Consider the following 11,142-nt stretch of genomic DNA (forward strand, 5'->3'; position numbering starts at 1 on the left):
CGGTGGGCCACCGGTGCGGGCGGAGGTCCGGCCCCTCGGCGGTGAGCTCGACCGGACCGGGGACCGGCCAGCCGTCCTCCCACCGCACCGGTGTCAGGAAGGTCTCGCGGCCGAGGTTGTAGTGGTATCCCCCGTACGGCCGCATGGCGAGCAGCACCATCCACCACTCGCCGCCCGGCGTCTGGACCAGGTCCCCGTGGCCGGTGCCCACGATGGGGTGGTCGCGGCCGAGGTTGCGGTGGGTGAGGACCGGGTTGCGCGGGTTCCCGGTGTACGGCCCGGTCACCGTGTCCGCGCGTGCGACGCTCAGGGCGTGGTCGTGCTCGGTTCCGCCCTCGGAGGCCAGCAGGTAGTAGGTGCCGTCGACCTTGTAGATGTGCGGCCCCTCGGCCCAGACCGCGCCCTTGACCGCGCCCTCCCAGAGCACGTGCTCCTGGCCGACGAGCTTCATGCCGTCGAGGTCCAGTTCGCGGAGCCAGACCTCGGTGTGCCCCTCGTACAGGCTCGGCCGGGCGGGGCGGGTGCCGTGCGCCCACGCCCGGCCGTCGTCGTCGAAGAACAGGGACGGGTCGAACCCCTCGGTGTCCGGCAGCCAGTAGGGCTCGCTCCACGGCCCTGCGGGGTCGGTGGCGGTGACGAGGAAGTTGCCCGTCTCCATCAGCCCGTCCACCAAGGTGGTGATCATGTAGAAGACGCCGTCGTGGTGTCTGAGCGTGGGCGCGTAGACGCCGCCGCTCGGCCGTATGCCGTCGACCGGGAGCTGGGACGCCCGGTCGAGCACGTGCCCGATCTGCCGCCAGTGCACGAGATCCCTGCTGTGGAAGATCGGCACGCCGGGGAACCACTCGAAGGTCGACGTCACCAGGTAGTAGTCGTCGCCCACCCGGCAGATCGACGGGTCCGGGTAGAACCCCGGCAGGATCGGGTTGCTGAAGCGCACCGCACGCGGCCTTTCGTCTGCTTACTTGATCAGTTCCAGTACTCCCCAGCCCGCCGTGCTGAGATAGGACCGGCCGGAGGCGTCGTTCCAGGTCACGGCCGCCGTGCGGGCGGCGGCGGTCGCGTCGTTGACCTGGATGTCGAAGCCCAGGAGGCTTCCGGCGGCCAGGGTGACCGTCGGCAGCCTGATCGACGCCTCGACGACGTAGCCTCCCGGCACGGTCTTCGCCGCGCTCGTCAGGTTGTCCTTGATCGCGAAGGCGTCGAAGGTGCCGCCGACGGTCTCCTTTCCGGAGAAGGAGACGCGGTACTGCCCGTCGTCATCGTCGTACCCCTTGGTCTTGCCGTTCCCGGGGTCGGCGAAGATCTCCACGGAGTCCTGCTCCCACGGGTTGGGCGAGGCCTCGCTGAGCGTGGGATCGGTGACGCGCGCGAGCACGTACAGGTGCCCGGCGTCCCACATCGCGCGGACGGTGGCGGTGGCACCGGTGGTGCCCTGGATCCAGGTGGAGGTGCGGATCTCCGGGACCCTGGCCCAGGCGGCGTCGGCGACCCCGTCGATCACCGGCGTGCCCCTGCGTGCCGTCGCTCGGCTCACCGCCGGCGTGAGGGTGAGCTCGCCCTTCCAGGAGACCTGCTCCCTGGCGTCGTGCACGACCAGCTCGAATGGAACCTTCCCGCCGAGCGCCGCCCCGGCGGGAAGGAGCGCTTCCACGCGGTACCCGCTCTTGGCGGCCCGCGTGTCGAACCATCGGGCACGGCCGTCACGCTTCATGACGTGGGCCGTGCCACCGAGCCTGACCGTCACCGTGTCGGACCGGTCGCGTGAGGGGTCGCGTACCTCGGCCAGCACGGCGAGGCCGGCGGGCGACCAGCGGGCCTGGAACCCGGCGGCGAGGTCGCCCACCCGGGCGATGGGCGTGTCGGGCAGCAGGTCCCACTGTCCCTCGCGCTCCCCGTCGATCTTGACGGTGGCCTTCGGCGCGTCGAGTCTCCGCGTCAGCGGCGGCAACCGGGACGGGTCCACCACGCCCCAGTACGCCGGCTTGGCCTGGAGCTCGTCGTCGAACAGCAGCGGGGGGTTGAGCCGGGTGATCGGGAACGACGACAGCCAGGTGCCGTCGTCGCCGAGGCCCCAGACCGTGACCGACGACAGGCGCGAGGCCTGGCGGCGGAAGACGTCGAAGATCTCCTTGTAGCGGTACCCCTGCTGGGCCAGGACCTCGGCCGGCACGGTGGTGTAGGTGGAGACGAAGTCGGTGTAGACGCTGACGTCCAGTTCGGTGACCTGCTGGTCCACCCCGAGCCCGGCGAACAGCTCGATGGTCTTCTCGATCTCCGAGGCCGGGGCCTGCTCGATGTTGACGTGGAGCTGGTGGCCGACGGCGTCGACCGGCACCCCCTCGCCCTTGAGCTTCTTGACGAGGTTGTAGACGGCCTGGCGCTTGCGCGGCAGCTCGGTGTTGTAGTCGTTGAGCACCAGCTCGGCGGCCGGGTCGACCTCGTGGGCGACGCGGAACGCCGTGCGGATGAAGTCGTAGCCGGTGACCAGGAACCACGGGCTGCGGCGCATGCCGTCGGGCTGGTTCTCGTCCACGACCTCGTTGACCACGTCCCAGGTCCGGATCCTGCCCTTGTAGCGGCCGACGACCGCTCTGATGTGGTTCTCCAGCCGCTTCAGCAGCAGGGCCTTGTCCTGCGGCGTGGCGGTCAGGTCGCGGTCGCCGTCCTTGAACACCCAGTCGGGGGTCTGGCTGTGCCAGGCGAGCGTGTGACCCCGGAACTTCAGGCCATGCTCGGTGGCGTAGTCCACCAGGTAGTCGCCGTCGCCGAAGGTGAACTCGCCTTCGCGCGGCTCGGTGGCGTCCCACTTCAGCGCGTTGCCGGGGGTCATGCTGTCGAAGTGCTTGGTGAGCAGTTGCCCGTGCTCGCCCAGGGTCTGGGCCCGCGCGACCGCCGCTCCCACGTCGAAGGGCAGCCTGTCCTTGAGCGAGGGCAGGTCGGTCTGGATGGGCTTCGGCGGCACGTACGCCAGTGTGAAGTCGTCGATCGAGAACGGGAAGGTGCCGCTTCCCGACTCCACGTAGACGCTGAGGAAGTCCACGTCGTAGGCCGGGGTGTATGAACCTTTCAGCTGCACCCACTGCCCGGCGGTGATCGCGGTGGGCGCCACCACCCGGTCGTAGCTCGCCGTGCCGGCGAGGCGCCGCTCCACCGACAGGCCCAGCTCGCCGGAGGCCGTGTCCGGCCCGAGCCGCGCCCACAGCGACAGCGTGTACTTCGAGCCCTTGGTCATCTTGCCGAGGACGTTGAGGGAGGGCCCGTCCCAGGAGGCCGACCTGCCCGTGGCCAGCAGGCTGGCGGTGCCGCCGTGGGCCTCCGCCGTGCTGACCGCCAGCGAGGCGGAGGCCCGCGACGTCCATCCCTGCGTGGTGCCGCTCTCGAAGTCGGTGGTCACGCCGGACTGCCCGGGGTCGGCGTCGGCGGTGATCGTGATGTCGTCCAGGTAGTACTCGCCGGTGGCCTCCGAACTCTCGGCGTAGAGCTGCAGCTCGGTGGAGTCCTCCGCGTAGGTGTACGTGCCGGCGATCTCCACCCAGGCCGCGTCGGTGACCGTGGCCGCGCCGACCCGCTCGTAGGCGGTGGTCCCGCCCGCGGGCGTGCGCTGCACGGTGAGCGCGACCGTGCTTGAGGGCTGCCCGGCGGCGAGGCGGGCGTAGGCGGTGACCGAGTACGTCACGCCCTTCTCCAGCGGCGGGCCGATGGTGGCGCCGTGCCAGGTCTCGGTCCTGCCGGTGGTCAGCAGGGAGTCGCTCCCCGAATGGGCCATGTCCGGGGCCACCCTGACCGCGACCCCGGAGCCCCGTGGCCCCCATCCCTGCGTGGTGCCGTCTTCAAAGTCATACTTCGCGATTTGTACGGCCTGCACGGATACGGCGTGCGCCGCCGGAACCGACAGGACGGACAACGGAAGGCATAACAGGACAGCCGCCACCCAGGAACGGGGTAACCGCATGCTGGTCTCCTCAAGGACAGGTAGATGAGCCAGGTCAGGCGAGGTTGGCGGTCAGCAGGTCGATCAGCGGGCCGCGCCGCACGCAGTTCCCGAGCGCGAAGGAGTCGGCCAGGGCGACCAGCTCGCCGTCGTCCACCCCGCCGAACAGGGAGGCATACTCCGGCACGAGCGCCTGCGCGATGAGGATGTGCCGGATGAGGTCGTCCACCTGGTAGCGGGCCCCCCAGGGATAGGGCTCCCACAGGGGGAACTCGCTCTCCATGAGCCGGTGCAGCGGCGTCAGCACGTCGCCCGACTCCTCCATCGTCGAGCCCCACCGGTCGGCCCCGAGCCGATGCTTCTTGGCGACGAAGTCACCGAAGCGGCGCAGGTACGGCCCGGCGGGGTCGGCGTGCACCAGACCCTGGAGCCCCACGTCCTTGTACGTCCACAGCGACCAGCCGGCCTCGTACCCGTCGAAGATCTCCAGCTGGTCGGCGAGGATCTGGTAACGCTGCTCGTCGACCGCCGGGTCCCCGGTGTAGACCGGGCCGAACTCCCCCACCCACAGCGGCGTGCCGGTCTCCCGCTGGAAGGTCGTGCGCTTCTCGAAGGCCCGCTCCAGCTGCCCCCTGTCGACCCACTCGCCCCGCGTGTACCCCGGGTACGGGCCGCCGTGGGCGAACCCCGCCAGCGCGTAGTCGTGGCAGACGAACACCGTGTTCTCGTACACCTCGCGGAAGATCGAGAAGTCGGTGGAGTAGGTGTTGCCGTCCAGGAAGAGCACGTGGGAGGGGTCCACCGCGCGCAGCGCCTTGACCAGGCGGTCGTAGAACGGCCCGATCACCCGCCCGGCGGCGTCGCCCGGCTCGTTGACCGGGTTGTACCCCGCCACCCAGGGGTGGTCCTTGTAGTGGTCGGCGATCGCCTCCCACAGGTGGACGGCGCGGTCCTGGAAGTGCCTGTGCTGCCAGAACGACGCCACGTGGGTGGGGTTGTCGGAGTGCCAGTGCTGGTTCTGCGCGCCCGGCAGCGCGTGCAGGTCGATCACGCTGTAGATCCGGTGCTCCGCCAGCAGGCCGATGACGCGGTCGAGGTGGCGGAAGCCGTTCTCGACGATCTCCATCGGCCGCTCGTCGGACTCGAAGTGCCGGTAGTTCACGGGGATGCGCACGCAGTTGACGCCCATGCCCGCGAGCAGGGCGGCGTCCTCGGGGCCGAAGAAGGACGTCAGCAGCCTGTCGAAGAACAGCTCCTGCCGCTCCTCGCCCAGCACGTTCCGTACGGCGTCGCGCATCGACGACTCGTTGGCGGGGTAGCCGGTGATGAAGTTCTCCATGTTCATCCAGCCCCCGAGGCCGACCCCGCGCAGCCGCACGGAGCTTCCGTCGGCCGCGACGAGGCGGGATCCGGACACACGCAGGGTCATTCAGCACTCCTTGGTGAGAAGCCGTAAAGGCCGTGACGCTCGATGGACCGTGAAAGGCGCGCAGTCATCCCTTCGTCGCTCCCGCCGTGAGGCCGCCGATGAGCTGACGCTCGGCGACGGCGTAGAACGCCAGGGCGGGCACCATCGCGAGCACGACGTAGGCGAGGATGCGGGCCGTGTCCGCGGAGTACTGGCCGTAGAACTGCTGGACGCCGAGCGGGACGGTCCACCAGTTCGGGTCGTTGAAGATGACCAGTGGCAGGAAGAAGTTGTTCCAGCTCGCCACGATCGCGAGGACCGAAACGGTGGCCAGGGCGGGCCGTGCCATCGGCAGCAGGATCCGCCAGAAGAACCCGAAGGTGGTGCAGCCGTCGATCGTCGCGGCCTCCTCCACCTCGCGCGGGATCGTCCTGAAGAACGACCGCAGGACGATGATCGTGACCGGCAGGCCGAAGGCGGCCTGCGGCAGGATCACCCCGAACGGGTTGTCCAGCAGCCCGAGCGTCCGCAGCAGGATGAACAGCGGCAGGATCGCCACCGCGAACGGGAACATCAGCCCGACCGCGAACAGCGTGAACAGGAACTCCCTGCCCCTGAACGCGAAGCGGGCGAACACGAAGGCCGCCATGGCCGACAGGCCGACCACGATGGCCGTCGTCGCCAGCGCGATGAACGTGCTGCTGATCAGCTGGCGCCAGAACGAGCCCGAGGTGAGGACGTCGGTGTAGTTCTCCGGCACCCACGGCGAGGGCAGGCCGAAGGGGTTGGTCGAGAGCTGGCTGGTGTCCTTGAAACCGCCGACCAGCCCGAAGACGAACGGCACCACGATGAACGCGCCGAGCACCAGCACGATCGCGTGCAGCGAAAGGGATCTGAGCCACGAGAGCCGCAAGGGGACGGCCGGGCGGGCGTGGCCCGGCGTCTGGGCCGGCGCGGTCATCGCTGGTCTCGCATGGTGGTGATCGCTCCTTCGGTGTCGCGGCGCAGGACGAACCGCTGGTAGGCGAGCGCGAAGACGAGGCTGATGAGGAACATCACGACGCTGATCGCGCTGGCGTAGCCGACCTGGGACCGCTTGAAGCCGAACTGGAACATGGTCACGGCCATCGTCTCCGAGGAGTGGATCGGCCCTCCGCTGGTGAGCACCCACACCAGGTCGAACAGCTGGATCGCCCCGATGACGGAGAGGAAGGCGCTGATCCTGATCGTCGGCCCGAGCAGCGGCAGGGTCACGTAGCGGAACTGGTTCCAGCTCCCCGCCCCGTCGATCGCGGCGGCCTCGCCCAGCTCCTTCGGGATGCTCTGGCGGCCCGCCAGGTAGAGGATCATGTGGAAGCCGAAGTACTTCCAGATCATGACCAGGAACAGCGACATCATGACGGTGGAGGGCTCGGCGAGCCAGCTGGACTGCAGGGCGTCCAGGCCGATGGCGCCCAGCATCTGGTTGGCCAGGCCCGCCTCCGGGGACAGGATCATGGTGAACAGGACCCCGGTGATCACCTCGGACAGCACGTACGGGGCGAAGAACAGCAGCCGGTAGACCGCCCGCCCGCGCATCTTCTGGTTGAGCAGCATGGCGATGGCCAGCGCCAGCGGGAGCTGGATGGTGATCGACAGGACGATCAGCACCAGGCCGCGCCACAGGTCCCCGACGAACACCTCGTCGTCGAACATCCGGGTGAAGTTGTCGAGCCCGACGAAGTTGGACGGCAGGCCACCAAGGCCGTTCCACTTGAACACGCTCGTGTACATGGCGACGGCGATCGGCACGAGTACGAGCAGGCCGAACAGCACCAGCGCGGGGAGCAGGAACAGCGTGATCGTCACCAGGCCCCCGAACCGGCGGCGGCGAGCCGACTGGGCGGCCACCGGACCGGCTCCTCGCGGCCCTCTCGCCGTGGTCGCCGGTCGTACATCCGTCAGCGCCGGACGTGTCATCTCACTCCATTCCGCCGGCGGGCCGGACGTCCTGTCCGGCCCGCCCGTCGTCGTCTCCTACTCGGACTTGGCCGTCTGGGTGATGGCCTGCGCGACCTGCTCGGGGGTCTTGGAGCCCGCGATGAGCGCCGCCACGCTGTCGTTGACCTCCTGGCCCACCGCCGGCGGGTAGGCCTGGTCGAGGTAGAGCTGGAACCCGGTCGCGCTCGCGAGCGCCTTGGCCACCACCGCGAGGTTCGGGTCCTTGACCGCCTTCTCCTCGCCCTTGAGCACCGGGAGGATCGCGCCGGTCTCCACCGCCTGGCGGTGGACGTCGCTCTGGGAGATGAACTTCAGGAAGTCGACGGCCGCGGGCGGCGCGTTGACGCCCACCGCGTACCCGCCGCCGCCGCCGAAGGCGTCGGTCGCCGAGCCCTTGCCGCCCTCGACCGAGGGGAAGCCGAAGAACCCGAGGTTGTCACCGAGGCCCTTGCCGGAGTCCTTCTCGACGGTCGGAGCCCACTGGCCCATCAGCTCCATGGCGGCCTTGCCGTTCCCCATGGTCGCGGCCTGGCCGTCAGGCGTGGAGTACCCGGCGCCGAGGAAGCCCTTCTGGAACGGCTGGAGGTCGACGAGCTCCTTCAGCCGCGCGCCGGCCGCCACGAAGTCGGGCTTGGTGAAGTCGTCGTCGATCGCCGCCTGCTTGAGCGCGTCGAGCCCGGCGATGCGCATGGCCAGGTAGGCCCAGTAGTAGTGGCCTGGCCACTTCTCCTTGCCGGCCAGGGCGATCGGGGTGATCCCGGCGGCCTTGAGCTTCTTGACGGCGTCGAGGTACTCGGTCCACGTGGCCGGCGGCGCGGTGATGCCGGCCTTGGCGAACAGCGCCTTGTTGTACCAGAAGCCCACCATGCCGATGTCGTTGGGAATCGCGTAGGTCTTCTGGTCGAACTGGTATGCCTGCATCGCGGCCGGGGTGAAGTCGGCGATCCAGGTCGCCGCCTCGGACGAGAGGTCCTTGACCAGCCCGGCGTCGATCTGCTGCTTGAGCACGCCGCCGCCCCAGGTGGAGTAGAGGTCCGGCGTCTTGCCCGACTGGGTGACCGTCGACAGCTTCGCCTTGAAGGCCTCGTTCTCGATCGGTACGTTCTTGATCGTGACGTTCGGGTGCGCGGCCTGGTACTCCTTGACCTTCTGCGCCCAGAACGACTTCATCGGTTCCGTCGTGGAGATGTTCCACCACTCGACGGTGACCTTCCCGGCTGAGGAGGACCCGCCGCCCGTGTTCCCCGTGCTCGCCTGGCCGCTGCAGCCTCCAAGAAAAAGCGCAGCCGCCGCCAGTAACACCCCACCTCGCCGACTCAACGACATCTCCGTGGTTCCTTCCTCGTATACGGTCCCGCTGCGAGAGCCAGGAGACCTGCGCTCTGAAACTTTCTTTGGAACCCCCGAATGTTTCGTGACCCGGAGAGTACGTAAAGCGCTCGTAACGCGTCAATAGCTATGCACGTCTCGTTGCGGATACCCGTGGCAACCCGCTCCGGCAAGACGGCCCGGCGAACCGGCCCCCTCTGAGGGAGATTCCGAAAGCTTTCGGATACACTCCGTCGCATGTCAGCGAAGAGGCGGGTCACGATCGCTCTGATCGCCGCGGAGGCCGGGGTGTCGGTCCCCACGGTCTCCAAAGTCGTCAACGGCCGCCCCGAGGTCGCACCGGAGACGCGCCGGCGGGTCGAGCGGCTGCTTCACGAGCACGGCTACAAGCGGCGCACCGGCCAGGGTGACGGCCCCATCGGCCTGATCGACCTGGTCTTCGCCGAGATCGAGAGCCCGTGGGCGATGGAGATCATCCGAGGGGCCGAGACCGCGGCCCGCGAGGCCGAGGCGGCCGTGGTCGTCTCGGTCCTGCACACCCACTCGGGGCCGGGCCGCGACTGGCTCGACCGCATCGCGGCCCGCCGTACGGACGGCGTGGTGCTGGTCGCCTCGCGGCTGACCCGGCGGCAGCACGGCCAGCTTCTAGCCCGTTCCATCCCCTTCGTCATCGTCGACCCCGAGGGCGAGCCCGCCGCCGACGTGGCCTCGGTGGGCGCGACCAACTGGCACGGCGGGCTCGCGGCCACGCGCCACCTGCTGGAGCTCGGCCACCGCCGCATCGGCATGATCGGCGGCCCGCCCGAGATGCTGTGCAGCCGGGCGCGCATCGACGGCTACCGCGCCGCCCTGGAGACCGCAGGGGTGACGGTCGACCCGGAGCTGATCCGCAACGGCGACTTCCTGGTGGACTCCGGCCACGTGCACGGCAAGGCGTTCCTGGAGCTGCCCGACCCGCCCACGGCCATCTTCGCGGGCAGCGACATGCAGGCGTTCGGCGTGTTCGAGGCCGCGCGGCGGGCCGGGCTGCGCGTGCCCGACGACCTGAGCGTGGTCGGGTTCGACGACCTGCCGCTGGCGCGCTCGGCGTGGCCGCCGCTGACCACGGTCCGCCAGCCGCTGGAGGAGATGGCCGCGCTGGCGACCCGCATGGCGCTGGAGATCTCCCGGGGCGAGTCCCCCGAGACCCGGCGGGTCGAGCTGGCGACCGACCTGCTGGTCAGGGACAGCACCGCTCCCCCGTCCTCCCACTAGCCCTTTCCGAAACCTTTCGCCCCTCCGCCGCGATCGCAGCGCGAGGTCTTGACGTATGCCACGAACCCGCCTAGGTTTCAGGGCGCGAAAAGTCTCGTAAATCTTCTGAAACTTTCGGAAGGGATTCGGGTGCCCAGACGAGCGCACGTCGTCATAGCCGCGGGGCTGGCGCTGGCCGCGTTGACGACCCCGTACGCCCACGCCTCCACCGAACGCGACGGCGAGGTAAGCGCTTCCCCTCAGATCGTGGTGGACGGCAGGACGCGTCTCCAGCCGATCGACGGGTTCGGCTTCTCCCAGGCGTTCCAGCGTGCGGCCGTCCTGCACGGCGCCCAGGGCCTGTCGGCCGAGCACCAGAAGGAGGTGCTCGACCTGCTGCTCAGCCGTACCAAGGGCGCGGGCCTGAGCATCCTGCGGCTCGGCATCGGCTCCTCCGCTGACAACGTCTACGACCACATGCGCACGATCGCGCCCAACGACCCCGGCGGTCCGGACGCGACCCCGGCGTACGAGTGGGACGGCGACGACGGCGGGCAGGTGTGGCTCGCCCGGCAGGCGAAGGCCTACGGGGTCAAGCGGTTCTACGCCGACGCCTGGAGCGCCCCCGGCTACATGAAGGACAACGGCACCGACGCCAACGGCGGGACGCTGTGCGGCCTGACCGGCACGAGCTGCGCGAGCGGCGACTGGCGCCGGGCCTACGCCGAATACCTGGTTCGGTTCACGAAGTTCTATGCCCGGGAGGGCATCAAGATCACCGATCTGGGCTTCACCAACGAGCCCGACCTGACCGTCTCCTACGCCTCCATGCGCTTCACCCCCGAGCAGGCGGCCGAGTTCGTCAAGGTGCTCGGGCCGGTGGCGGCCAGGGCCGGGCTCAAGGTGGCCTGCTGCGACGGCGCCGGATGGACCGTGCAGGAGGGGTACACCAAGGCGATCGAGGCCGACCCCGCCGCCGCCCGCTGGGTGACCACCCACACCGGCCATCCGTACGTCGACCCGATCGACCATCCGCTGCCGACACGGCGCGACACCTGGATGTCGGAGTGGTCCCCCAACGGGACCACCTGGAACGAGAACTGGGACGACGGCAGCGGGTACGACGGCTTCACGGTGGCGTCCAACATCCACGAGTCGCTGGCCACCGCGGGCGTCACCGGCTACGTCTACTGGTTCGGCACCTCGCAGGGAGCGACGCGCGGGCTCATCCAGCTCGACGGCGACTCCTACCACGTGT

General features: G+C 69.5%; 8 protein-coding genes. 2 read left to right on the top strand and 6 right to left on the bottom strand.

All coding sequences use genetic code 11. From position 1 onward, the window contains the following. The 6 genes from AB0O34_RS34315 to AB0O34_RS34340 all read right to left on the bottom strand — a co-directional run. On the bottom strand, positions 1-940 hold a 940-nt coding region (locus tag AB0O34_RS34315), incomplete at its 3' end, for a glycoside hydrolase family 43 protein (RefSeq protein ID WP_363922722.1). 21 nt (positions 941-961) lie between these two features. Beyond that, a complete protein-coding gene (locus tag AB0O34_RS34320) occupies positions 962-3,955 on the bottom strand; it encodes an endo-1,4-beta-xylanase (protein WP_363922724.1) in 2,994 nt (997 codons plus the stop codon). Positions 3,956-3,989: 34 nt separating this feature from the next. Continuing rightward, entirely contained in the window at positions 3,990-5,363 is a 1,374-nt protein-coding gene (locus AB0O34_RS34325; protein WP_363922726.1) for a cellulase family glycosylhydrolase, read from the bottom strand. A 64-nt stretch (positions 5,364-5,427) separates the two neighbouring features. Beyond that, on the bottom strand, positions 5,428-6,303 hold the full coding sequence (locus AB0O34_RS34330) for a carbohydrate ABC transporter permease (protein ID WP_363922728.1): 876 nt from the start codon (positions 6,301-6,303) through the stop codon (positions 5,428-5,430). Continuing rightward, entirely contained in the window at positions 6,300-7,232 is a 933-nt protein-coding gene (locus tag AB0O34_RS34335; protein ID WP_363922730.1) for a sugar ABC transporter permease, read from the bottom strand. The genes AB0O34_RS34330 and AB0O34_RS34335 overlap by 4 nt, the downstream gene beginning before the upstream one ends. 126 nt (positions 7,233-7,358) lie before the next feature. Continuing rightward, positions 7,359-8,642, bottom strand: coding sequence for an extracellular solute-binding protein (locus AB0O34_RS34340; protein WP_363922732.1), 1,284 nt, complete (start codon positions 8,640-8,642; stop codon positions 7,359-7,361). A 246-nt stretch (positions 8,643-8,888) separates the two neighbouring features. Here AB0O34_RS34340 and AB0O34_RS34345 point away from each other — a divergent pair, with 246 nt between their 5' ends. After that, on the top strand, positions 8,889-9,905 hold the full coding sequence (locus AB0O34_RS34345) for a LacI family DNA-binding transcriptional regulator (RefSeq protein WP_363922734.1): 1,017 nt from the start codon (positions 8,889-8,891) through the stop codon (positions 9,903-9,905). A gap of 129 nt (positions 9,906-10,034) precedes the next feature. Beyond that, a partial coding sequence (locus AB0O34_RS34350; protein ID WP_363922736.1) for a glycoside hydrolase occupies positions 10,035-11,142 on the top strand: 1,108 nt, incomplete at its 3' end.

The organism is Sphaerisporangium sp. NPDC088356 (assembly GCF_040685555.1).
Taxonomy (GTDB): Bacteria; Actinomycetota; Actinomycetes; order Streptosporangiales; family Streptosporangiaceae; genus Sphaerisporangium.

Bases quoted from the DNA above. Each gene is read 5' to 3' on its own strand.
- AB0O34_RS34320 (WP_363922724.1), bottom strand. From the start codon at position 3,955: ATGCGGTTACCCCGTTCCTGGGTGGCGGCTGTCCTGTTATGCCTTCCG.
- AB0O34_RS34325 (WP_363922726.1), bottom strand. From the start codon at position 5,363: ATGACCCTGCGTGTGTCCGGATCCCGCCTCGTCGCGGCCGACGGAAGC.
- AB0O34_RS34330 (WP_363922728.1), bottom strand. From the start codon at position 6,303: ATGACCGCGCCGGCCCAGACGCCGGGCCACGCCCGCCCGGCCGTCCCC.
- AB0O34_RS34345 (WP_363922734.1), top strand. From the start codon at position 8,889: ATGTCAGCGAAGAGGCGGGTCACGATCGCTCTGATCGCCGCGGAGGCC.